This window comes from Synechococcus sp. MU1651 (assembly GCF_023630635.1).
In the GTDB taxonomy this organism is placed as follows: Bacteria; Cyanobacteriota; Cyanobacteriia; order PCC-6307; family Cyanobiaceae; genus Parasynechococcus.
In genome coordinates, this window is sequence record NZ_JAKUHJ010000001.1 from 332,899 (window position 1) to 355,169 (window position 22,271).

Consider the following 22,271-nt stretch of genomic DNA (forward strand, 5'->3'; position numbering starts at 1 on the left):
AATCCGTTGGACATGGGTGAATTCGTCGAGATCGGTGCTGGTGGCGTCTCTCTGGAACTGATCAGCGGCGTTTTCTGTGCCACCGCCCTTGGTGTCTATGCCCTGTTCCAGCCCGGCGCTTCAGACGATGACGACTCCAACGGTGGTGGCGGCGGCGGACTGATGCAGCCGATCTCCTGAGTTAGTGCAGCGCGTAGCTGAGATTGGCCCGGCCGTATTGATAGGTCGTGCCTGCCTGAACTTTCTTCAATTGGTTGATCAGGGTCCCCTCAGCCGTCCGGTACTGACTGTCTTTCTGGGTTCCCAGGTCTTCAACCGAGAAGTTTTTGATCTCCTGCTTCGACATCGCCGCTTCGATGTCCGGTTGGATTCCGTTCTTGTGAATATCGGTTCCCTTGGGTGTCAGATACTTCGCGATGGTGACCGTCAGACCGGATCCATCGGCCAATCCGCGAACGGCCTGGACAAGCCCTTTGCCGAAGGTCTTCTGTCCAACGAGTTGGGCACGGGAGTTGTCCTGAAGTGCCCCTGAAAGAATTTCGCTGGCACTGGCGGATCCCTGATCAATCAGCACGACCAGAGGTTTATCGGTGATTGCACTACCCGTGGCGCGCCTCACATCGCGGATTCCTGCGCGAGTTCGGGTGCTGACGATGGTGCCCTCGTTGAGCCATTGGCGGGCGATATCCACACTGGCCTCAAGCAAGCCGCCGGGATTGCTGCGTAGATCCAGCACGTAGCCCTCAGCAGCCTGTGATTCCAGATCCTTGATGGCCGCACGCATCTCACGCGTGGCATTGGCATTGAATTGCTTGAGACGGATGTAGCCCACCTTGCGGCCATTGGGCGCCGTGTTGAGCATCGCCTTCACGGCATGAATCTCAATGCGCGCCCGTTTCAAGGGCACATCCAGCACCTGACCCTGGCGCCTGAGTCCCAGCACCACATCGGTGCCTTCCGGACCACGGATCAACTTGACGGCGTCCTCGGTGGTCATGCCTTTGGTGGAGGCACCATCGATGGAAACGATCACATCCTTGGGCTGAACGCCCGCACGGGATGCAGGGGTGCCCTCAATCGGAGAGACAACAATCAACTCTTTCGTGTCTTTGTCGAGACTGAGCTGGATCCCCACGCCCATCAACTCCCCGGAGGTGTCGATCTGCATCTCCTTGAACTCCTTCGGATCAAGGAAACGCGTGTAGGGGTCATCAAGGCTGGCCAGCATGCCCCGGATCGCCTCGTAGGACTCGGCGCTGCCCCCGTAGGACTTGCGCAGCAAATTGCTCCGCAACTGCCGCCACGTTCTTTCGTCGTAGGAGCCCGTGGAATCCAGGTAATCGCGATAAACGATCTGCCAGACCTGATCGATCACCTCCTTGGGGCTGTCGTGAATCGATCCGCCGGAGGCCGATGGCAGGGAAAGACCTGGCGAGCTGATGCTTAGGGCGGTGACCACACCACCAACCCCGAGCATTAACAGCAACGGAGTCGACCGAACCAAAGAACGCAGGCGCTGACTCCGAACCATGGCCCTTCAGGACTTATTCTTCAGACTAACGAGATCAGACGGGCTCCACCCAGCGACCGTCCTCTTTGATCAACTGGATGAGGGCTTCAACGCCCTCAGCTTCAGGCACCTTGCGGATTTCATCACGGCCGCGATACAGCGAAATCACGCCCGGGGTTTTACCGACGTAGCCGTAATCGGCGTCAGCCATCTCGCCGGGACCATTGACGATGCACCCCATCACGGCAATGTCCAGACCCGTAAGATGGGATGTGGCGTTGCGCACCTTATGCAACACCTCCTCGAGATTGAACAGGGTGCGACCGCAGCTGGGGCAGGCGACGTACTCGACCATGGTCTTGCGCAGACCCAGGGATTGAAGAATCGAGTAGCAGACGGGGATTTCCTTTTCAGGGGCCTCCGTCAGTGAGACCCGGAGGGTGTCTCCCAATCCATCGGCCAGCAGAGTGGCGATGCCTGCGGTGCTCTTGATCCGGCCGTAATCACCATCACCGGCTTCGGTCACGCCCAGGTGGAGTGGGTAATTGAAACCTTCCTTGTCCATGGTGTCCGCCATCAGGCGATAGGCCGCGAGCATCACCGGAGCCCGCGAAGCCTTCATCGAAATCACGATGTTGTGGAAATCAAGCTCATGGCAGATGCGCACGAATTCCATTGCTGACTCGACCATCCCCTCAGGGGTGTCGCCGTAGGTGAAAAGCATCCGCTCCGCCAGGGAGCCATGGTTCACACCGATTCGAAGCGCCTTGTTCTGATCCCGCAGCAGGGTCACCAAGGGCTCGAACGTCTCACGGATGCGCTGACCGATGGCGGCAAATTCCTCGGGGCTGAACTCCTGGCGGTTGGGATCTGGCTTATCAAAAATGAACAGGCCGGGATTGATCCGGACTTTGTCGACGTGCTGGGCGACCTCCAGGGCGATCTTGACGCCGTTGTGGTGAACATCCGCCACCAGGGGAACGGTGCAGCCGCGCTGACGAAGCTCCTGACGGATCTGTCCCATCGCCTTGGCGTGGGCCATCGAAGGGGTCGTCACCCGCACGATCTCACTGCCCGCTTCCGCCAGGCGGATGATGCCAGCTACAGCAGCCTCGATATCGAGGGTGTCCTCGTTGATCATCGACTGCACCACGATCGGGTGCTCGCTGCCCACGGGCACATCCCCCACCATCACAGTGCGTGTCACACGGCGGTGGATCTGGGTGTCGTAGCGCCGATCCAGGGCAGTCATGGGGCCGGTGGTGAAGCGCGTCAACGTTCGCACAGCCTGCGCCGAACCGCGTCGAGATCCTGCCGTGTCAGATCCAGGGGCGCGCCGTCTGCTTTGGAAGGATTGCGCAGCAGATAGGAGGGGTGAAAAATCGGCATCACCGCCCGTCCATTCCAGCTCTGCCACTGACCACGAAGCTGGGTCATGCCCCCCTTGATGCCAAGGATGGCCTCCACAGCGGTGGCTCCCGTGAGCACGATCACCGTGGGATCAACGGTCTCCAGTTGCAGGTCAAGCCAGGCCCGGCAGGCGGCCAACTCAGCTTTTTTCGGCCGTCGGTTGTTGGGCGGCCTGCATTTGATCGCGTTGCAGATGTAGAGGTCATGCTCGGGATCCAGATCCACATCCCGCAGCAGTTGATCGAGGGCACGTCCTGAACGCCCGACAAACGGAACGCCCTGAGCATCTTCCTGAGCTCCGGGTGCTTCACCGATCAGCATCAGATCCGCCTTGGGATTGCCGCGGCTGATCACGACGGTGTGGCGCGTGCTGGCCAGGTCACAGGCAGTGCAAGAACTGCAGGCCTCCAGGCTGGAGAGAGTCATGACATCGGAGCAACAGTGGCCAGGGGAGCCAGGAGCAACAGGGGATTGCCCTCCGGATCTTGGATCCAGGCTTCAGCACCAAAGGGCTCAAGCCGCTCCTCCTCGAGGAGCGATCCACCACGCTGCAGGGCGTTGCTGAGCAGCCGTTGCAGTTCAGGCAGGGGTTGCTGCGATGGGGAGAGTCGCAAGCAGGGCGCCAGCGCTCGCCCTCGGGCTGGAAAAGAGCGCCGGCGTGAGGGCCTGTAGATCTCCAACTGAGTGCCATCGCTGAACTGAACGATGCAGTGGTGCTCCGCCAGCCCAGGCTTCAACGTGGCTTGAAACAGCTCGCTGTAGAACGTCGCCAATCTGGCGCTGTCCTCTGCGGCCAAGACCCAGCTGATCTGTATCGCATTCATGGGCGCTGAGAAATCAAGGTTGTCTGCGACACCATCTGCGGCAGGATGATGACGTTTTAAACGCACCGCGGGGAGGTGCGTTACCGATGCCGCGCCCGCCAGAACTTTCCGACCGGGCTGTCGCCCTCAAACCGTCGCTGACGCTGGAGATCAGCGCCAAGGCCAAAGCACTGCGCGACAGCGGTAAGGACATCTGCAGCCTCAGTGCCGGTGAGCCGGACTTTGCGACGCCTGCATTCATCGTTGAAGCGGCTCAGCATGCTCTGGGATCCGGCTTCACCCGCTACGGCCCCGCTGCGGGGGACCCCGATCTGCGTGCTGCTCTGGCCCACAAACTGAGCGTCGAAAACGGGATTCCAGCCCAGCCCGAGCAGGTGCTGGTCACCAACGGTGGCAAGCAAGCCATCTACAACCTGTTCCAGGTGCTGCTCAATCCCGGCGACGAAGTTCTGGTGCCGGCGCCCTACTGGTTGAGCTATCCCGAGATGGCGGCCTTGGCCGGGGCGAGCACCAAGATCATCCCCACCAAAGCGGAAGAAGGCTTCCGTCTCGACCTCGATCTGCTGGAGCAGCAGATCACCCCACGCAGCCGACTGCTGGTGATCAATTCCCCTGGCAACCCCAGCGGCCAGGTGATGACACGGGCCGAACTGGAGGCCCTGGCCGCGCTGGTGGCCCGTCACCCCCAGCTGATGGTGATGAGCGATGAGATCTATGAATATCTCCTGGCCGATGGTCAGCAGCACTGCAGCTTTGCGGCCATTGCCGAAGAGATCCGCTCGCGCTGCTTCACCGTGAACGGCTTTGCCAAAGGCTGGGCGATGACCGGCTGGCGCCTCGGTTATCTGGCTGGAGAGGCTGCCGTGATCAAGGCTGCTTCAGCCCTTCAGAGCCAGAGCACCAGCAATGTGTGCAGCTTTGCTCAACGAGGTGCCCTAGCGGCGATCGAAGCGCCTCGAGATTGCGTGCGCGAGATGGCCATCAGCTACAACCGACGCCGAACTCTGCTCACTGAAGGGCTTCAGGCTCTGGAGGGCATCACCCTGATGCCTCCTCAAGGGGCCTTCTACGCCTTCCCCCGCCTGCCGGACGGCGTGCCCGATTCGATGGAGTTCTGCCGGCAAGCCCTGGAACAGGAAGGCCTGGCTGTGGTTCCGGGCCTGGCCTTCGGCGATGACCGCTGCATTCGACTCTCCTGTGCCGTAGCGGATGAGACGATCAACGATGGACTAATGCGACTGAAGCGGCTGCTTCGTTCCTTCTGATCCGATCTGATCACTTTCTTTTTCTGAATGTCTGTACGAGAACGCAGGGCCGTGGTGGCCACCGGTTTGATTGCCGGACTCGCACTCACGGCCAGTGTTTCCAGTTGCGGCGCACCTCAGAACGACGCCAAACAATCCGTTCTGCAGATCGGTGCCATCCCCGACCAGAACCCCGAGAAACTCAATCGCCTCTACGGCACGCTCTCTGCGGAACTCAGCGAAAAGCTGGATGTTCCCGTGCGGTATGCGCCGGTGAGCAATTACGCGGCGGCGGTGAGTGCCTTCCGCACCGGCAGCCTTGATCTGGTCTGGTTCGGTGGACTCACCGGTGTGCAGGCCCGGCTGCAGACGCCTGGAGCCCGGGTGCTGGCGCAACGGGACATCGATGCAGAGTTCACCAGTGTGTTCATCGCCAATGGCGCCAGTGGTTTGCGCCCCTTCACCAGTGCCGACCAACTGGTGGAGCTGAAGGGACGCCGACTGGCCTTCGGTTCGGAGAGTTCCACCTCCGGCCGCCTGATGCCCCAGTTCTTCATGGGGGAAAACGGCATGAAACCTGAGGATCTAGCGGGGGGCGGCCCTGGCTTCAGCGGAAGCCACGACGCCACCGTTGCTGTGGTGCAAAGCGGTGCCTACGAGGTAGGCGCCTTGAATGAGCAGGTCTGGCGCAGCAATGTGGCGGACGGCCGCGTGGATCCCGGCAAGGTGTCGGTGATCTGGAGGACACCGCCTTACGTGGATTACCACTGGGTTGTACGACCCGGTCTGGATGAGCGCTTTGGCAAAGGTTTCACCAACAAGCTGCAGAACGCGTTGCTGGACCTGTCGGCAGACACAGAGAACGGCGCCACGATTCTCGAGTTGTTCGGTGCCGAACGCTTCATTCCCGCCAAGGACGAGGACTACGTGATGATCGAAACGGTGGGTCGCCAACTCGGAAAGATCCGTTGACGGCGCTGCTGGAGCTGCACCAGGTCTGCCTGGGGCAACGGCTCCAACCGATCACCCTCACCCTTCGTGCGGACCAGCGTGTTGTTTTGCTCGGTGCCAGTGGCGCCGGCAAAACCACGTTGCTGAAGCTCTGCAACGGGGCCTTAAGCCCCGATGCAGGATCCGTGCACTGGTGTGGTCGCCCCCATCAGCAGTTGTCCCGCCGGCAACGGCGCCAAATCGGCACGCTCTGGCAGGACCTACGCCTGGTGGAGGAATTGAGTGTGATCCAGAACATCAACAGCGGTGCCCTCGGACGCCATGGGCTGCTCTGGGCGATTCGAAACCTGCTGGGCCCCCTGGACCCAAACACCTGCCTTGAGCTGATGCACCAGGTGAAACTGGAGGCCGATCTGCTTGAACAGCCCGTGCGTGAGCTCTCCGGAGGGCAGCGCCAACGGGTGGCTCTGGGCCGTCTGTTGCATCAGCGGCCTGAACTCGTGCTGGCGGACGAACCCCTCTCCGCCCTAGATCCCAGCCTCGCCGAAGACGTTCTCAAAACCCTGCTTCTCTTGCCGGGCTGTCTGATCAGCCTGCATCGGCCGGATCTGATACACCGTTTCGATCGGGTTCTGGGGCTCCGTGGTGGTGCCCTGGTGATCGATGCGGCTCCAAACACCATTCATCGGGATCAGTTGGAATGGCTCTACGCATCGGCCTGAAGCCAGCCCTGCCGCTGATCCCATTGCTGCCGGGGCTCAGCCTGCTCGGCGTTCTTGGGGTGCTGTTGCGCGATGGTCACGGCGGCGGACTTTCAGTTCTTCAACAGTTCGCGGCTGGGGCCGTGCAACCCTCCATCGATCCCATCGTTCTGGGCAGCTTGCTCAACGGGCTCCAGATCACCCTGGTGATCGCTGTGATGTCCTGGGGCATCAGCAGTGTTCTCGGCGTGGGTCTCGGACTCCTGAGCTCAAGCACCTTCTGGGAAATCCAGGCGGGCGTGCGTTGGCCTGCCGTGATCTTGCGCCGTTGGCTGGCGCCCCTGCGCGCTGTGCATGAACTGATCTGGGGGCTGTTGTTGCTGCAGGTGTACGGGCTGAATGGCTGGGTTGCGATCTGCGCCATCGCGATTCCCTACACGGTTCTGATGGCGCGGGTGATCGCCGATCAGGTGGATTGCCACGTTTCACCGGCCATTCCCGTCCTCAATGGAGCCGGCGCCTCGCCATGGGCGGTGATGCTCACCGGGCTTGTCCCACCGCTGGCAGAGCCGATCAGCGACCACATCGGCCACCGCCTCGATTGCGCACTTCGTTCAGCCTTGATTCTGGGCGTTTTCGGCCTAGGAGGACTGGGGACAGACCTCAGCCTCAGCCTGCGCTCGCTCCAATTTCAGGAGCTGTGGAGTGGGCTTTGGATGCTGGCCATCGCCATGGTGGTGCTCGACCGACTGCTGCGAACGCTGCGCGGCTGGTCACGCATGCTGATTCTTCCCGTGGCCATGGCCAGCCCCTGGGTTGCCCTTGGCTGGGGAACACAGCTGGATCTGCAGCTGGCCTGGCCAGTGGCTGAGTGGTCGATGGTTGTCGGCAACCTCATCGACGGATCCCAGGGATTCAATGCTGCCCTTGAGATCTCCTGGCCCGGGGTTATTGGTGCCACGGTGTTGATCACCCTGATCGCCGGTTGTGTTGCCACCGGCCTTCCACCGCTGTTGCTGCTGGTTTGGCCCAGCCAAGCCAGCCTGCGTTTGCAGGGAGTGGCGTGGGGGGCGTTGCGACTGATCCCGGCCCCTCTCACTGCACTGCTGCTGCTGATGCTGGCCAAACCAAGCTTGAGCCTGGCGGGGCTGGCCCTGGGGCTGCACCACGGCGGTGTGATGGGTCGGGTGCTGATCGACGACATCCGCAGCACGGGAGTGCGTTCCGCCCAGACCATGAAGGCCTGCGGCGCCCCCAACCGGGTGAGCTGGCTTTACGGCCCCCTGGCGGATGTGAGTCGCGCTTACCTCACCTATGCGACCTACCGATTGGATGTGATCCTTCGCGACACCGCGATCATCGGCATGGTGGGTGGAGCTGGTCTGGGCTGGCAGCTGATGGAAGCCCTCAGCTCGTTTCATTGGTGGTTGGTGCTCTGGATCGTGCTGATCTCCGCAGTGCTCACACTGCTCGGTGAGAGCCTGGGGGAACGACTTCAGGGGAGCTGGAACAGCCGGGCCATGGCCTTATGAGCGGTGCGAACGACGCCCCCCGTCAGCTGATCGTGCTCGGGGACAGTGGCGTGCATGGTTGGGGTGACCGTGAAGCGGGTGGCTGGTGCCAGCGACTGCGCCTGCGCTGGATGAACCTGCCCTGCGCTCCAGTGGTGTACCCCCTGGGCATCCGCGGGGACGGCCTGGAACGCGTGGCCGCCCGCTGGCGCAGCGAATGGAGCTGCCGCGGCGAACTGCGTCGCCAAACGCCGGGCGGACTTCTGCTCAGTGTCGGGCTGAATGACACCGCCCGTGTTGGTCGGATCGATGGCAGACCCCAACTGGATGTGGAGCCCTTTTCGTTCGGCCTGGGACAACTTCTCAATGAGATGACCCAGGAGGTGCAGGTGTTTGTGCTGGGCCTCACTGCGGTGGATGAGCACGTGATGCCCTTTGCCGGCTGCCTCTGGTACAGCAACAGCCAGATCGCGGCCACGGAGGCCGTGATGGCCGAACAGTGCCGTGAGGCTGATGTGCCCTTCCTGTCCATGCATCAGGAGATGCAGGAGGAGCCCGACTGGTTGACCTGGATGGAACCCGATGGGATCCACCTCAATGCCGATGGCCACCGCTGGCTCGACCAGCGCTTGGGTCAGTGGGCACCACTGCAGGAGTGGGCCGGACTCGCTGCCCATAACACATCAACACCTATCAGCATGTAAACGAGACCCGCGGGGGCGACTAATGTGTGGCTCTCCTGACATTGGTGATCGGACTTGGGACCTGACCGCTCTGCACAACGCGCTGCCGGCCACCCCCCTGCCCAGCGCAAAACCACGCTCAAGTGGGACGAAAACGGTGAACTCACAGCCCTGGATATGGCACGCATCGTTGACCGCTTGACCCAGCCGGAACTGCAGCGCTGCGATCTCGACCCCTCCTGAGGATCAGCTCGGAGCCATGGCCTGCTTGGCGGATTTGTAGAAATCCAGGTCGATGTCGGAACGTCCATCTGAATCAGCCATCGCCTCAACGCGTTTACGAACAGCAGGCCGTACGAAGAACGGAACATCTTTCTTGAGTGCTGCCAGTGCTTCTGGTTGCCAGTCCATCAATCCAAAACCGTTGCACCCATGATCCGGCACGAAAGTGCCGATCTGCGGCACCAAAGGGCCAACCGCTTCGGGGCTGAGGGTTGAACCGTTGGATCAGTTGCACTGATCCCTTGATTTCTCAACGTCACCTGCACCAGGAGTCCCGGCGTGGACTGCCGCCCTGCATTGCACGACGCAATCAGCAGGCTCTCAAGCACCTGGGCCTGGCCCACTGCGCGGCCCTTCGCCAACAGCAACGCGGACCTGAAGAGTTCGACGACCTGCTGCAGGAGTCCCGGGTTGGATTGATCCGTGGCCTTGAACGGTTTGATCAACAACGAGGCCTCCGCCCCAGCAGCTATCTGCTCTCGCGGGCCACCGGCCAAATCCTCCACTACCGCCGCGATCGATCACGCACCATTCGGATTCCCTGGCGACTGCGTGATCTTTACGCAGCCGGAATGAAGGTCCAACGGGAACGCGAACAGAACCGGCAACCGCTTCTCAGCGATCAGGACCTTGCAGCGGAACTCTCGGTTCGACCAGAGCGCTGGGCTGCCGCCGTTGAGAGCCATGGCGCCAGCCAGGTCGTCGACCTGGCTGCCAGCCCTGGGCAGCCAGCAAGCCCGAGGGCGGAGGATGAACACCTGGACTGGCTGAAGAGCGTGCTGCACCAGGTGGATGGCCTGGCCGGCACGGTGCTGCAAGCCCACTTGATCGAAGGCCAGACCCTCAAGGATCTGGCTCAGGCCATGAATTGCAGCCGTTCGTCCCTGCGCCTTCATCTCCATGAGGGCGTTCAACTGCTGCAGCAATGGGCCCAGCGGGATGGTCTGATGCCCATCCAAACCAGCTGATCAGAGCACCATCAGCAGCATCGCCAGAACTGCGGCCAAGAGGGTCTGGAGAGCATTGACCAGCTCATTGCTCAACCAGGCCACGCGATCCTGCACCAGAGCACCGAGCAGGCTTTCGCCGAGGGTCGCCACCAGGCCAACCTGCATCACCAGCACTGCCACAGGCCATGAAGGAACCAGCTGCAGGGCCAGCATCACTAGGGTCATGGCGATGCTGCCGGCGGCACTGGCCAGGGTTCCCTCAAGGCTGATGGCTCCTTCGGTTCCTGGTGGAACAACCCGCAGGCTGGTGATCAACACCGTGGTGCGCCCGAATCGTTTGCCGATCTCACTGCCGAAGGTGTCGGCCAACTTGGCGGCAAAACTGGCTGCAAAACCAACCAACATCAGCTCACGGGGCTCGAAACCAGCACCAATGAGCAGTGCCAGGAAGGCTCCAACAGCCGCAGAACCCCAGACGTTTTCAGGGCCGCGCTGCCCACCGCGGGCTTCGGCAAGACCTCGGCTCTGCTTGTTCTGAAAGCCGATCTTGGTGACCAGACTTCCCAGACAGAGATAGGCGACGACGGCCAACCAGCCCGACCACCCCAAACACCCCCACAGGATCGTGCCCAAGGCAGCTGCATGGACCCAACCACTGCGGGTGAGAACAGATGTCCGCTGCGCCAGGGCAATCAAAACCGTGTTCACCAGCAGGGCCTGAATCCAGAGTGCTGACATCACACCGTGTTGCAGTGCCCTAAGCATCTCCTGCCTGCGGCCATTGCAGAGGGAGAATCGGGTGCGTTCGTTCTCTGGTCGACCGGATGGTGTTCAACAGCAACAAGGGCTTTTTCCTCACCCTGGATGACGCCGCTGCTCCGGCCACCCTCGAGCTGCCTCAACAAGAGGCTCCAGCCACCGAAGAGGCACCGGTCGAGGCAGCTGTGGTCGCAGCCTCCGAGCCCTCAGAGGTTGCCCAGCCTTCAGCCCCCGAAGCTGTTGAAGAGACCGTTGCAGAAACCAGTGCTGCATCCAGCGCTCAGCCCGCAGCCTCACTCACCACAGCAGAAGCGATCGCCGCTGAACTGGCTGCAGCAGAGGCATCCCGCCCGGCGGTGACCTACTCCACCTTTGCCCCCAGCAACCTCATGCCTGGTGGCGGACTGCGCCAGCGCAGCCGCCGGCCTGGAGCAGCTCTGAAATCCTTCCGGGGGATCGCTCAGGATCTGTTCAAGAGCTGATCAGCCGATCACGCCAACGAACCAGTTCCACGGCACCAGCCACAGCGGCCGTGGAACTGCGCAGGATGGTTGATCCCATCTGGACAGGCTGAATCTGGGCTTGGGTGAACTGCTTCAATTCCTCTTCGGTCCAGCCCCCTTCCGGGCCGACCATGAGCCATGTGAGCTGACCAGGATCGGCGTGATGACGCAACCATTGATCCAAGGCCGGTGGTGCCTTCTCGCGGGTCACCCCCACCAGACGCTGGCCCCGCTCATCTCCCATCCATTGAGATAGGTCTTTGAGATCGAGCAGCTGTGGCGTCCACAACCGTTCGCACTGCTCCACCGCTTCACGAATGATCGTGGCCCAGCGCTCGGGTCGGTGGTCGGCCTGGGGAACACAGCGATCGCAGCGCAGGGGCTGAATCCGATCAATCCCGAGCTCACAGGCCATCCGGACCACCTCATCCATCCCCCGCCGCATCAAGGCCACGGCCAGACCCAGCTGAGGTTGGGCCTGGGGCTCAATCAGTTGCGCTGGCCGATCGAGCTCGAGCAGCTTGGCTTCCATCAGGGTTGCGGTGGTGAGCCGGCCGCAACCATCGATCAGATCCACCTGCTCGCCACAGCGCAGACGCAACACTCTCCGCAGGTAGTGCTGCTCTTCGGAGTTGAGCAGAACCGATCCACCCTGCTCCAGGCGATCCGACGACAGAAGCAAGCGCCGGCGTTCAGCCACCGGCAGGGAAAACGCTGTCGGGATGGTCTTCAACCGGCCAATTTTCATTGACCCCACCAACAACGAGCTCTTCGATCTGAACCACGTCGGAGTCCAGTTGACGCAGGGCATTGATCAAAACATCGATGGCAACTCCATCCGACGTGCCGAGATCCACCCAGCAACGTCCCCAGTCGTTCTGGTATTCGAGCTGCCCCATGTTGTGCATAAGGGCTGGCATGGCCGACTCAGCCCCATCGTTGTCGTAGCCCATCCAACTGAGATCGGAGCCCGCGTCATTCACCTGCAGGTTTTCTGCGTTGAAACCGCCCAAACGCCCGATCACGTACCAGCTGTCGAACACGCCATCGACGTAATTCCGTTCACCCTGACTGGGGGGTTCCGAGAAACGGATCCATAACCAGCAATTGAAGGGATCGACTTCACGAAAACGAATGTCCATGGGGCCATCGCGACACCGTCATCATCGTTCAAGCTGAACGCATGCTCGAGCTCTCAGGAATCACCTATGCACCTGCGACTGCCGGTGCCCCCATCCTCGACGGCGTCGGTTTTCAGACGCAGAGGGGACGGCCGCTGCTGATTGCTGGCGCCAGTGGATCCGGAAAGACATCGCTGCTGGAAATCATCAGCGGCTTGGCATCAGCCACATCCGGCAGCATCCGCTGGAACGGCAGCGCAGTGAAACGACGGCAGCTGCGCTGGCTTTGCGGAATCGTTTTCCAGTTTCCCGAGCGCCATTTTCTCGGGCTGAGCGTGGCTCAGGAACTGCGGCTGGGGCATCGGCGGCTCGGTCATGAGCGTGAACAGAGCGTGCTCGAACGGGTCGGCCTCGACAGCATCGCCTCCACAACGGCGCCAGAACGGCTGAGCGGCGGGCAGCAACGGCGGCTTGCCCTCGCCGTGCAAATGCTACGCGGCGCTGAAGTGCTCCTCCTGGATGAACCCACCGCAGGTTTGGATTGGTCGGTGCGACGGGACGTGCTTGATCTGCTCGCCGGCATCGCCCGTGAACAGGTGTTGATCGTGGTCACCCATGAACCCGAGCTGTTTCAGGACTGGGACTGCCAAAGACTGCGCTTGCAGGGCGGGCGGCTCGAACCGATGACTACATTGCCCTGAGCTTCCGAGGGGATATGGCCGACCGGCTGGTGCGTGCAACAGCCGCTGAGGGCGGCATCCGATTGGTGGCGGTATCGACAACCAACATCGTGCGTGAGGCGAGGGAGCGCCATGGTCTGTCGTTCCTCACCAGCGTGATGCTCGGACGAGCCATGGCCGCTGGATTGATGCTGGCCAGTTCGATGAAGGTGCGGCACGGCCGGGTGAACCTGCGCCTCGGGTCCGACGGACCGATCAAGAACTTGATGGTGGATGCCGGCCGTAACGGAACCGTTCGTGGGTACGTGGGCGAGCCGGGCCTAGAACTCGACCCGATTCAGGATGAAGCAGGCCATTTCAGCTTCAACTTCAAGGAGGCCGCTGGCACCGGCTACCTCCACGTGATGCGTGATGACGGCAAGGGTGAGCCCTTCAACAGCACCGTTGAACTCGTCAGTGGAGGAATCGGTGAGGATGTGGCCTCCTATCTGCTCCACTCCGAACAGACTCCTTCAGCCGTGTTTGTGGGTGAGCAAGTGAACAGCGCCGGCATCCACGCCAGCGGTGGCCTCCTGGTTCAAATCCTTCCCAAAGCAGCGGAAGAGCCGGCCCTGGTGGAGCTGATTGAACAGCGTTGCCGCGAGATCACTGGATTCAGTCAGCGGCTGGCGGCAAGTGGAGACCAGCTGGAGGATCTGCTTCGGGACGTCTTCCCCGACCTTGATCCCAAACCCCTCGACGATGCCGAGGCCAGTCAGGAACTTCGTTTTTTCTGTCCTTGTAGCCGTGAACGCAGCAAAGCGGCACTGCTCCTGCTGGGCAGGGACGAACTCACCGACATGCGTGACAAGGACGGTGGCGCGGAACTGACCTGCCACTTCTGCAACGACCGCTATGACGTAAGCGCTGCGGAGCTGCAGGAGCTGATTGACGGCCTACCGACGGCGGCCTGATGCTCAGGCCAGGAACAGGGCTGCAGCCCACAGCAGCAGAGCTGCAGGCAGAGCCTGGATCTGCAGAGGATTGAGAGCCAGCTGTTCAACAGCAGTGGGGGAGAGCGCCAGGTTCAGCAAAGAGCCTGCCGCCAAGCCCAGGATGAGCACCAGCAACGTCCAGCCCAGGGATGCCAGTGGGCGGCGACCACGGCGAACCTGACTGAGAAAAACGCCGATGGTTGCCAGGGCCAGCACCAACTGAATGCTCCCGGCCGAGATCAGCAACAGAGCAACGCCGACGATCCCTGCAATCAGGCGAACGGAACGCCCCTGCCCTTCCACCAGGGCCCAGTCGGGCTTGAGGCCGGAGAGGGTCGGGGAGGGATCGGGCAGCCTGTTGCGAAGATTCGCCAACACGTTGCCCATCGGTGCCTGAGCTGGCGGAGAAGGCATGGATCCCGCCATGGCCTCCCGCTCCGATGCCGTCGCTGCAGCAGCACTCACCTGACCCTGTTGCCGGTCCCGCAGGCGAGCCATCAGGACAGCGTCGTAGGCCGCTTCGATCTTTGCTCGGGCCTGATCATCACCGGAAACCTCGGCGAGACAGCGTGCTTTGGCCGCCTGAACCTGATCAAAGCCTGCATCACGGCTCAGGCCGAGACGGGCAAATGGATCATCTGCGTTTGCATCGGGACCAGATTCACCCAGGGCTGCCATTGCGTCGATCGGGTTCCTTTTGATGAGCGTATCGGGGCCTGTTCAGAAGAGGGGCGCACCGTGACGAAAACCCTCGCTGCGTTCCAGCCTGCTCCGGCAGCTGAGGGCATCCACCCGGTTCATCCAGGAGCGGCGCTTGATCAACGGCATCTGCGGAGGAAGGTGGTAACCCTCCAGCATTTCCACCGATTCGTCATCACCACGGAAACACACGTATTCGGTGCCGCCGTCAGCGCTGTTCCTCAGCAGCCAGAACGTACTCACGGAAGTTGAAGGCGCGGCACGATTCTGGCGAGAGAGCCGTGGAGGTGTGGATGGGGTGATCGGCGCGGTTCAGAGACTGATCGGCTCCACTCCACTCACCACCGGGGCAACACTGCTGAGTTCAAGGTCGGGGTGGTCTTCCCGAAGCTGGTTGAGATTCCACTCGTTCTTGAACAACAGCACAGGCCGATTCCAGGCATCACGGACGGTCTTGCAATTGAAAATCCGGCCCACCTTTTCGAGTTCAGCCCAACCGCCGTTGATCCAACGGGCAACCTGGAAACCCATTGGCTCAAGGCGGGTTTCCACGCCATATTCGTTTTCAAGCCGGTGCTGCACCACCTCAAGCTGGAGTTGTCCAACGGCCGCCAGAATTGGATCCCGCTTGCTCTCGTCGGTGTCATAAAGGATCTGCACAGCCCCCTCTTCCCGCAGCTCGTTCACCCCTTTGCGGAAGTTCTTGAAGGCTGAAGGGTTGGGGTTGCGCAGCCAACTGAAAATTTCCGGGCTGAAACAGGGAATGCCTTCGTATTCCACTTTCGAACCCACATAAAGGGTGTCGCCAATGGAAAACATGCCGGGGTTGTTGAGACCGATCACATCACCCGGATAGGCGTCTTCCACCACGGCTCGGTCCTGACCGAACAGCTTTTGAGGACGTGAGAGACGGATCGCTTTGCCCGTGCGGGCATGCTTCACCGTCATGTCTTTTTCGAAGCGGCCGCTGCAGACACGGACGAAGGCAACCCGGTCGCGGTGCCTGGGGTCCATGTTGGCCTGAAGCTTGAACACGAAGCCGCTGAACCCTTCTCGCAACGGGTCCACCAGACCTTCGCTGCTGGATCGGGCGATCGGCCGTTGCGCCATCTCAAGGAAGGCGTCGAGGAACGGACGGACCCCAAAGTTGGTCATGGCCGAGCCGAAGAACACCGGGGTGAGCTCACCAGCATGGACCATCTCGATGTCCAGCTCGGCGCCGGCCGCCTCCAGGAACTCCATTTCTTCAATGGCCAGATCCAGCAGGTCCTCTTCCACCAACTCGCGCAGGGCAGGGTCGTCCAGCGAGAGGCGTTGCTCACTGGCCTGCTTGCCGCGTTCAGCACGGCTGAACAGAACCACCTCCTTGCTGCGGCGATCGATCACACCTCGGAATTGCTCGCCACTGCCGATCGGCCAGTTCACCGCCCAGGGGGTGAGGCCGAGTTCCGACTCGATTTCATCGAGCAGGGTGAGCGGTTCCCGCCCTGGGCGGTCCATCTTGTTGATGAAGGTGAAGATCGGGATCTGCCGCATGCGGCAGACCTCGAACAACTTCCGGGTCTGAGGCTCCAGGCCCTTGGCGGCATCCTCCAGCATCACGGCGTTGTCCGCCGCTGCCAGAGTTCGGTAGGTGTCTTCGGAAAAATCCTGGTGACCTGGCGTGTCCAGGAGGTTGATCGTGGTGGCGTCGTAATCGAACTGCAGCACCGTGGAGGTGATTGAAATGCCCCGCTGCTTTTCAAGCTCCATCCAGTCGGAGGTCACCTTGCGCTGCTCACCCCGGGCTTTCACCGCACCGGCCTGCTGAATGGCACCGCCGTAGAGCAGCAACTTCTCGGTGAGGGTTGTTTTTCCCGCGTCCGGGTGGGAAATGATCGCAAAGTTGCGACGGCGATCCACCGCCGAGGCCAAAACCTGGGCCAGATCACCATCAGTGGTCGCTTGACTGCCGCTCATCGGATTTCAGGACTTCACCAAGCCTGACACCACCAGATAACGGTCGTCCTCCGCCGACACCGTCAACTCGTTGAGATCAAGCCGGTGGAGCTCTGCGGTCACCTCCTGAGGTTCGAAGGCCGCCGCCAGCGAGGCAGCGAAATCGTGCTGCAACACCTCTGGAGCCGATGGCAGGTGTTTGAGCAGCAGCTGTTGAATCTCAGCGTCGGAAGCAGGACGCCGCAGATCCCGGTGCAAGGTGCGACAACCCGGTGCTGCCAAGTCTCTGGTGACCATCCAGAGCAGATCAGGCTGGTGCAGGTGATGCAAAAGGCTGTTGCTGACTATCAGATCAGCCTGCTCAATCAGAGCACCTCGAAGCACCTCCTGAAGGGTCTGACAAAGGAAGGAGATCTCCAGCTGCTGCTGCTGGGCCCGCTCCCGGGCGACAGCCAGCATGGATTCGGCACCGTCAATGCCAATGATCCGAGCCTTGGGGAAGAGGCCGGCCAGCCGAAGCGTGATATTTCCAGGGCCACAACCCAGGTCCACCACCAGTGGATCAGGCGGCAAAGGCGATGTGCGTGAGAGGAGACGCTGAATCGCTTCGATGGTGGCTTGATCGCCGGAACTGAAGTCGGCAGCGGCATAGGCCTGCACCTGCGTATCGCCGTTCATCAACTCAGGCTCCAGCCGCCGCTGCATCATTTGCTTCCGATTCGGAGCTCAGTTTGAACGGGACACTGTTGATGGTGGTAAAGAGACCTTGCTACCCCCATCTGTGGCGTTAGGGTTTCGATACTTGTCCTTCGCCCCAGCACCGCACGTGACCCTTACTCCAAATCGTGTGGAGACCTCTGCGGGAGCTGTCGCCGGGTTCGGCGACTTCCCCGCAACCGCTCCTGCTGCCAACCCGGTCTTCTATCGCACCTACAGCCGCAAAACCCCCAGCGGCCGTGAGAGCTGGAGTCAGGTGGGCGCGCGAAACCTGGAAGGCCTGCGTCAATTGGGCAACCTCAACGATGCGGAAGTTGCCCTGCTGGCTCGCATGCAGGCCGAGAAAAAAGCTCTTCCCTCCGGCCGCTGGCTCTGGATCGGTGGCACCCGCTGGATCGAGCAGCCCGAAAACTTCTCGGGTTCCTACAACTGCACATCCACCAACCTGGTGGATTGGCAAGCCTTTGGTCTGATGATGGATCTGGCGATGATGGGCTGTGGCACCGGAGCCATCATCGAGCCGCACCTGATCGACCGGCTTCCGGTGGTGCGCAACAGCTTTGAAGTTCTCAGCGTCAGCGAAATCGGCATCACTCCTGCCGCTGAGCGCCAGGACGACTGCACCCACAGCATTGATGGCAACAAGGTGACCATCAAGGTGGGTGACACCCGTCGCGGCTGGGTGGACAGCTACCAGCTGATGCTCGAGCTCAGCAGCGATGAACGGTTCAACGGAGGTCCGATTCAGATCGAGGTGGACCTCAGCGATGTGCGGCCTGTTGGGGAAACGCTGAAGGGTTTCGGCGGCATGGCCAACCCCGTCAAGCTGAAGGATCTCTACGGGCGCGTTGCTCGGCTGCTGAACAAGGCCCAGGGCCGTCGGCTCACCTCAGTCGAGTGCTGCCTGTTGATCGACGAAGCCGCCGTCACGATCGTGGCTGGAAACATCCGCCGCAGCGCCGGCATGCGCCAGTTCGCTTCGGACGACCAGGCGGCTGCGTCCTCCAAGGACAACCTCTGGCAGCAAGACGAAAAGGGCAACTGGAGGATCGACCCCGAGCGTGATGCGTTGCGGATGGCCAACCACACCCGCGTCTATCACACCCGTCCCAGCAAGGACGTTGTGCACGCAGCGGTGACCAAGCAGTTCCACTCCGGCGAAGGCGCGATCCAGTTCGCTCCCGAAGCGATCGCTCGCTCCAATGCCGATCTGCTCACCACCCCTGAGCTGCGAACGGAATTCATTGAGATCTACTGCGACCAGGGTCGTGAGGAAGCGGGGCGTTGGCTGTCCGACAACCATGGCCCCATCGGCGCCGACGAGCTGGAGCACCGCCTCAGCCGTTACGGCTTGAATCCCTGCGGCGAGATCCTGGGCGCCGATTTCCACTGCAATCTGGCCGAGGTGCACCTCAACCAGATCGACCCCAGCGACGAGGAAGGACAGGCCGATGCCTTCCGTGCAGGCGCTCTATCAGTTGCTTGTCTGCTCAACCATCGTTTTGAGGTGGAGCGGTACCGCCAGAGCCGTGAATGGGACCCGATCGTTGGCGTCAGCTTCACCGGTCTGTTCGACTTCTTCGTCCATGCCTTCGGCACCGAATGGCTGAGCTGGTGGGAGGCTGGCCGGCCTGATACCGAGGAGGGTCTGCGCTTCAAGGAGCAGGAAGCCGCTTACCTGAGCCGTTGGAAGGAGATCGTCAATCAAACGGTCTGGGACTACTGCGACCGTCATGGCCTGCGTCGTCCCAACCGCTGCACAACCGTGCAGCCTGCTGGCACCAAGAGCCTCCTCACCGGTGCGGCCCCCGGCTGGCATCCGCCCAAAGCTCAGCGCTTCATCCGTCGGATCACCTTCCGCAAGAACGACCCCGTGGCCATGGCCTGCATGGACTACGGCTACACCATCGTTCCCTCCCAGTCCGACAAGGATGAGGAAGGCCGTCTGCTGAATGACCCCTTCGATCCCCGCTGCACCGAATGGCTGGTGGAGATTCCCACCGAGGTGAGCTGGGCCAACCTGCCCGGTGCTGATGCCGTTGACATCAACGGCTTCAGTGCGATGGCGCAATTCGATTTCTACATGCAGGTGCAGCGGCATTACACCGCCCACAACACCTCCGCCACCATCGAATTCCGCGAGCACGAAATCGAACCCTTGGCTAAGGCTCTGCATCAAGCCATGGAGAAGGGCGAGGGCTACATCTCAGCAGCACTTCTGGCCCGCTTCGATGCCAATGCCACCTTCCCCCGCCTGCCCTTTGAGCCGATCGATGCAGCCACCTACGAGGAGCTGCAATCGGCTGTGGTGAAGCGTCGCGTCAGCAGTGATTTCTTCGAAGCACTGCAGCGTTACGACCAGGGCGAGCTGAGCGAAGCGGGCCCGGCCGGATGTGATTCCGATAAGTGTCTGCTGCCTCTGGCCAAGCCGGAAAACTGAACTGGGAGCACGTCCCGATACAGTTGTCAGGTGTCCTGCGGGGCACCTGACACCCTCTGGAGAGGTGGTCGAGTGGTTTATGGCTCTGGTCTTGAAAACCAGCGTGTCTTCACGGGCACCGTGGGTTCGAATCCCACCCTCTCCGTTTTGAACGACCTGAATCAATGATCTAGACGATCGTTGGTCTTGAAATGAATCAGGAAATGTTGTGTGGCCGACGGTGATGCACCACCGGAGCGATTCGACCACGTCGATACCTTGACGGGCCAATCACTGCAGATAGATTCATCACCAGGTTTCTTAAGAAACAAATGGATTTGACCCCTGCCGAAGCAGGAGTCAAACACCAAGGCGTCGGACATCGCTCTGTCCGGCTTCCAAGCCCGATTAGCGACTTGGCGGCGCCACTATGAGCCGAATCGTCCGCATTTTTGAAGGGGTTGCGCTGGGATTTCTGGACATCCACAAATTGCGCCCAAGACTCAATCTGATTCCTACCTCGACGGCCTCGATCAATCTCTTGACGTTAAGGCTGGTGCATCGATGGGTGAAGTGACTGAAAAATTGAAATCCGATCAGCCCATCTGGGTGGGAGCCTCAATGCTGCTGCCGTCAAAGTCGAAGATATAAGCCGATTCCTCAGCAACCAATTCACGGATCTCCTGGCGGGGGATATAAAGCAAATCAGTTTCACCAGCAATGCAAGACTCTGCATGGCGGCAGTAATAAGCAAGCGTAGCCAAAACAAGGCTTACGAGCTCTGGGGTCTTGTTCGATCCCATGCTCATCCATCAAAGAACGCACAAGGCGGCAACAAAAGCGTTGCTTCTGGATTTGCATTAACGCGAAATCACGAAGCAAGTCTTGCATGCTCCGGTTCAACGAAGCGCAATAGGCCTTCAACAGAGTGTGCTCCGATTCAGACATTCTGACGTTGACGACCTTGTCAGCCTGAACCGAATTTGCTCCCATCTGCTCCCAAGAATCCACGCAAACATCATATCCATGGATATGCAGATTTTGCATAAAAAAACTTCGCCTGGGTGGTCAACAATCGACACCTGGAATCACCGGGACAAGGAAAGATGGCAGCCCAGACAGGGCTGAATTGACGACGTAGAGGCACAACAATTGCAGCCAGACAGCTCAGTCCTGGTGCCCCAAAAGGGTGGCCCATGAATCAGCTATGCAAGCAACACCCTGGCGGTCACGCCACAGGGCCGAGCAATGCCGAGGAGCAACCCCGAAGCAACCCCAAAGACACCCGCCAGATACTTAACAGTTGCTCAGGAGCGTCTCTTGAGCTACCCTGAGGATGCTCCGGCAGCAGACGGGTCATGATCAAAACCTCCACCCGAGAGACCCAGGTGAAGCTCACGGTCTCCGTTCCACCGAGCCTTCATGTGCTTCTTCGCGGCTGGGCCCTGTGCGAAGGACGTGAGCTAACCAGCGTTGTACTTCAGTGCGTGGAGCTGTCGGTGCGCCAACTCAAGAGCAATGGCTCCATTCCCAGCGCAGCCATCCGCGCCTATGAGGCTGCCTGTGATGAACGTTTGGCTGTGGGAGGGTTGTGATCGTGCAGCTTGATCAGATCGAACAAGCGCTTCAGGCTCCAGTGATGGACGCCGTGATTGCCCTGAGCGAAAGGGTGCAAACCCTCGAGAACAATCCTGAGGGACGGATCTACACCGCCTATCGCGCTATTGATCAAACCATCTCCTTGGGGTATTCCGAGAACATCGATGCGATCGGTGAACAGCTTCGTGAACGCGACTTCGTGCTTCTCGCGAGCCGTCGGGGTACACGCCGAGAGCAGAGGTTGCTGTTACTCACCCTCAAAGAGATCGGTATCGCCAGCAGCTACAGCGAAAACTGCTTCAGCGCATCGCCGAACACGGTGAGCCATCTCAGGCACCTGGGCTGGCCCTTGGGCAATCTCAAGCAAAACGCCAACGGCACCAAGACGCGCAAACGCTTCAACCCGGGGCGCTGATCAACGATCGACAGCGTTGCACCATCGCCGCCACAACGGCAGGATCAGCGGCGGCTCGATCGCCGCGATCCATGTCCCGGTACAAGTCGGCAACCGCCCACGCTTTGGAGGCCGGTTCATTCAGATGGCGTGGGATGAGATGGAGATGAAGGTGCTGGGCTCCCTCACCAAAGGCAATGGCATACACGCGCTCGCATCCGCTGATCTGTTTCACAAGATCACTGGCATCGCGAACATCACACCCCCAATCAGAAGCCTCGGCCGCCGTGAAATCCACGGGGCCGGAACAGTGTCTTCGTGAATCCAAGAGAAGCCAACCTGGTAGTGGTGCTGGGTTCGGGTGATGCCGCAAAACCCAGAGTTCAGAGCGCTGAATCTCGT

The 22,271-nt window shown here is 60.9% G+C and carries 28 protein-coding genes and 1 tRNA gene; 15 read left to right on the forward strand and 14 right to left on the reverse strand.

The window, feature by feature from the left end:
* Positions 1–12 precede the first annotated feature (12 nt).
* Positions 13–180 carry a hypothetical protein gene (locus NCN05_RS01995; protein ID WP_006849887.1) on the forward strand — a complete coding sequence of 56 codons (168 nt, stop codon included), beginning with the start codon at positions 13–15 and terminating at the stop codon, positions 178–180.
* Position 181: 1 nt separating this feature from the next.
* Here the strand turns inward: NCN05_RS01995 and NCN05_RS02000 are convergent, their stop codons facing one another.
* Genes NCN05_RS02000 through NCN05_RS02015 form a run of 4 tightly spaced genes read right to left on the reverse strand, consistent with a single transcriptional unit; the run spans position 182 to position 3,717 of the window.
* Positions 182–1,531: a S41 family peptidase gene (locus NCN05_RS02000; protein WP_250396770.1), complete on the reverse strand. Its 1,350-nt coding sequence runs from the start codon at positions 1,529–1,531 to the stop codon at positions 182–184.
* 34 nt (positions 1,532–1,565) lie between these two features.
* Positions 1,566–2,762, reverse strand: coding sequence for a (E)-4-hydroxy-3-methylbut-2-enyl-diphosphate synthase (gene ispG / locus NCN05_RS02005; RefSeq protein WP_250396906.1), 1,197 nt, complete (start codon positions 2,760–2,762; stop codon positions 1,566–1,568).
* Between the two features lie 20 nt (positions 2,763–2,782).
* Positions 2,783–3,346, reverse strand: coding sequence for a uracil-DNA glycosylase (locus tag NCN05_RS02010; RefSeq protein WP_250396771.1), 564 nt, complete (start codon positions 3,344–3,346; stop codon positions 2,783–2,785).
* A complete protein-coding gene (locus NCN05_RS02015; protein WP_250396772.1) occupies positions 3,343–3,717 on the reverse strand; it encodes a VOC family protein in 375 nt (124 codons plus the stop codon). The genes NCN05_RS02010 and NCN05_RS02015 overlap by 4 nt, the downstream gene beginning before the upstream one ends.
* Before the next feature lie 113 nt (positions 3,718–3,830).
* Between NCN05_RS02015 and NCN05_RS02020 the strand changes: the two genes are divergently transcribed.
* Genes NCN05_RS02020 through NCN05_RS02045 form a run of 6 tightly spaced genes read left to right on the forward strand, consistent with a single transcriptional unit; the run spans position 3,831 to position 9,077 of the window.
* Positions 3,831–5,009, forward strand: a complete 1,179-nt coding sequence (locus NCN05_RS02020; protein WP_250396773.1) for a pyridoxal phosphate-dependent aminotransferase — start codon at positions 3,831–3,833, stop codon at positions 5,007–5,009.
* 27 nt (positions 5,010–5,036) lie between these two features.
* A complete protein-coding gene (locus NCN05_RS02025; protein ID WP_250396774.1) occupies positions 5,037–5,960 on the forward strand; it encodes a putative selenate ABC transporter substrate-binding protein in 924 nt (307 codons plus the stop codon).
* On the forward strand, positions 5,957–6,661 hold the full coding sequence (locus NCN05_RS02030; RefSeq protein WP_250396775.1) for an ATP-binding cassette domain-containing protein: 705 nt from the start codon (positions 5,957–5,959) through the stop codon (positions 6,659–6,661). The genes NCN05_RS02025 and NCN05_RS02030 overlap by 4 nt, the downstream gene beginning before the upstream one ends.
* Positions 6,640–8,172, forward strand: a complete 1,533-nt coding sequence (locus NCN05_RS02035; RefSeq protein ID WP_250396776.1) for a PhnE/PtxC family ABC transporter permease — start codon at positions 6,640–6,642, stop codon at positions 8,170–8,172. Before NCN05_RS02030 ends, NCN05_RS02035 begins: the two co-directional genes overlap by 22 nt.
* Positions 8,169–8,855 carry a GDSL-type esterase/lipase family protein gene (locus NCN05_RS02040; protein ID WP_250396777.1) on the forward strand — a complete coding sequence of 229 codons (687 nt, stop codon included), beginning with the start codon at positions 8,169–8,171 and terminating at the stop codon, positions 8,853–8,855. Before NCN05_RS02035 ends, NCN05_RS02040 begins: the two co-directional genes overlap by 4 nt.
* Positions 8,856–8,909: 54 nt before the next feature.
* Positions 8,910–9,077, forward strand: a complete 168-nt coding sequence (locus NCN05_RS02045; RefSeq protein ID WP_011364263.1) for a DUF8633 family putative protein — start codon at positions 8,910–8,912, stop codon at positions 9,075–9,077.
* Positions 9,078–9,080: 3 nt separating this feature from the next.
* Here NCN05_RS02045 and NCN05_RS02050 read toward each other — a convergent pair whose 3' ends face one another.
* Positions 9,081–9,245 (reverse strand): PCP reductase family protein, encoded by a 165-nt coding sequence (locus NCN05_RS02050; RefSeq protein ID WP_115082491.1) that lies wholly within the window; start codon positions 9,243–9,245, stop codon positions 9,081–9,083.
* Between the two features lie 113 nt (positions 9,246–9,358).
* Between NCN05_RS02050 and NCN05_RS02055 the strand changes: the two genes are divergently transcribed.
* Complete coding sequence (locus NCN05_RS02055) at positions 9,359–10,084, forward strand: sigma-70 family RNA polymerase sigma factor (RefSeq protein WP_250396778.1); 726 nt, start codon at positions 9,359–9,361, stop codon at positions 10,082–10,084.
* On the opposite strand, the gene NCN05_RS02060 is transcribed toward NCN05_RS02055, so the two are convergent.
* Positions 10,085–10,804: a TIGR00297 family protein gene (locus tag NCN05_RS02060; RefSeq protein ID WP_250396779.1), complete on the reverse strand. Its 720-nt coding sequence runs from the start codon at positions 10,802–10,804 to the stop codon at positions 10,085–10,087.
* Between the two features lie 86 nt (positions 10,805–10,890).
* On the opposite strand from NCN05_RS02060, the gene NCN05_RS02065 reads away from it, so the two are divergent.
* The gene (locus NCN05_RS02065) at positions 10,891–11,307 is read left to right on the forward strand and encodes a hypothetical protein (RefSeq protein ID WP_250396780.1); all 417 of its coding nucleotides are present in this window, start codon (positions 10,891–10,893) and stop codon (positions 11,305–11,307) included.
* On the opposite strand, the gene NCN05_RS02070 is transcribed toward NCN05_RS02065, so the two are convergent.
* Both NCN05_RS02070 and NCN05_RS02075 read right to left on the reverse strand, forming a co-directional pair.
* On the reverse strand, positions 11,297–12,028 hold the full coding sequence (locus tag NCN05_RS02070) for a 16S rRNA (uracil(1498)-N(3))-methyltransferase (RefSeq protein ID WP_250396781.1): 732 nt from the start codon (positions 12,026–12,028) through the stop codon (positions 11,297–11,299). The genes NCN05_RS02065 and NCN05_RS02070 overlap by 11 nt on opposite strands.
* The gene (locus NCN05_RS02075; protein WP_250396782.1) at positions 12,021–12,470 is read right to left on the reverse strand and encodes a DUF3531 family protein; all 450 of its coding nucleotides are present in this window, start codon (positions 12,468–12,470) and stop codon (positions 12,021–12,023) included. Before NCN05_RS02075 ends, NCN05_RS02070 begins: the two co-directional genes overlap by 8 nt.
* A 41-nt stretch (positions 12,471–12,511) precedes the next feature.
* Here NCN05_RS02075 and NCN05_RS02080 point away from each other — a divergent pair, with 41 nt between their 5' ends.
* Together NCN05_RS02080 and hslO are read left to right on the forward strand one after the other, a co-directional pair.
* Positions 12,512–13,150, forward strand: a complete 639-nt coding sequence (locus NCN05_RS02080; RefSeq protein ID WP_250396783.1) for an ABC transporter ATP-binding protein — start codon at positions 12,512–12,514, stop codon at positions 13,148–13,150.
* A 14-nt stretch (positions 13,151–13,164) separates the two neighbouring features.
* A complete protein-coding gene (gene hslO / locus NCN05_RS02085; protein ID WP_114989102.1) occupies positions 13,165–14,082 on the forward strand; it encodes an Hsp33 family molecular chaperone HslO in 918 nt (305 codons plus the stop codon).
* A 3-nt stretch (positions 14,083–14,085) separates the two neighbouring features.
* On the opposite strand, the gene NCN05_RS02090 is transcribed toward hslO, so the two are convergent.
* The 4 genes from NCN05_RS02090 to NCN05_RS02105 all read right to left on the reverse strand — a co-directional run bounded on the left by NCN05_RS02090 (position 14,086) and on the right by NCN05_RS02105 (position 17,418).
* The gene (locus NCN05_RS02090) at positions 14,086–14,781 is read right to left on the reverse strand and encodes a CPP1-like family protein (protein ID WP_250396784.1); all 696 of its coding nucleotides are present in this window, start codon (positions 14,779–14,781) and stop codon (positions 14,086–14,088) included.
* A gap of 42 nt (positions 14,782–14,823) precedes the next feature.
* Complete coding sequence (locus tag NCN05_RS02095; protein ID WP_025362298.1) at positions 14,824–15,045, reverse strand: hypothetical protein; 222 nt, start codon at positions 15,043–15,045, stop codon at positions 14,824–14,826.
* Positions 15,046–15,114: 69 nt separating this feature from the next.
* On the reverse strand, positions 15,115–16,761 hold the full coding sequence (locus NCN05_RS02100) for a peptide chain release factor 3 (RefSeq protein WP_115008995.1): 1,647 nt from the start codon (positions 16,759–16,761) through the stop codon (positions 15,115–15,117).
* Between the two features lie 6 nt (positions 16,762–16,767).
* Positions 16,768–17,418 carry a class I SAM-dependent methyltransferase gene (locus NCN05_RS02105; RefSeq protein WP_350223278.1) on the reverse strand — a complete coding sequence of 217 codons (651 nt, stop codon included), beginning with the start codon at positions 17,416–17,418 and terminating at the stop codon, positions 16,768–16,770.
* Between the two features lie 148 nt (positions 17,419–17,566).
* Between NCN05_RS02105 and nrdJ the strand changes: the two genes are divergently transcribed.
* Both nrdJ and NCN05_RS02115 read left to right on the forward strand, forming a co-directional pair.
* Entirely contained in the window at positions 17,567–19,897 is a 2,331-nt protein-coding gene (gene nrdJ, locus NCN05_RS02110; protein ID WP_250396786.1) for a ribonucleoside-triphosphate reductase, adenosylcobalamin-dependent, read from the forward strand.
* A 58-nt stretch (positions 19,898–19,955) separates the two neighbouring features.
* Positions 19,956–20,042 (forward strand) — tRNA-Ser (locus NCN05_RS02115).
* A 430-nt stretch (positions 20,043–20,472) separates the two neighbouring features.
* Here the strand turns inward: NCN05_RS02115 and NCN05_RS02120 are convergent.
* Positions 20,473–20,685: a hypothetical protein gene (locus NCN05_RS02120; protein WP_250396787.1), complete on the reverse strand. Its 213-nt coding sequence runs from the start codon at positions 20,683–20,685 to the stop codon at positions 20,473–20,475.
* Positions 20,686–21,234: 549 nt separating this feature from the next.
* Between NCN05_RS02120 and NCN05_RS02125 the strand changes: the two genes are divergently transcribed.
* Positions 21,235–21,471: a hypothetical protein gene (locus NCN05_RS02125; protein WP_006850194.1), complete on the forward strand. Its 237-nt coding sequence runs from the start codon at positions 21,235–21,237 to the stop codon at positions 21,469–21,471.
* 2 nt (positions 21,472–21,473) lie between these two features.
* Entirely contained in the window at positions 21,474–21,890 is a 417-nt protein-coding gene (locus NCN05_RS02130; RefSeq protein ID WP_350223279.1) for a hypothetical protein, read from the forward strand.
* Here the strand turns inward: NCN05_RS02130 and NCN05_RS12570 are convergent.
* Entirely contained in the window at positions 21,874–22,167 is a 294-nt protein-coding gene (locus tag NCN05_RS12570; RefSeq protein WP_350223280.1) for an HIT family protein, read from the reverse strand. The genes NCN05_RS02130 and NCN05_RS12570 overlap by 17 nt on opposite strands.
* Positions 22,168–22,271: the final 104 nt, after the last annotated feature.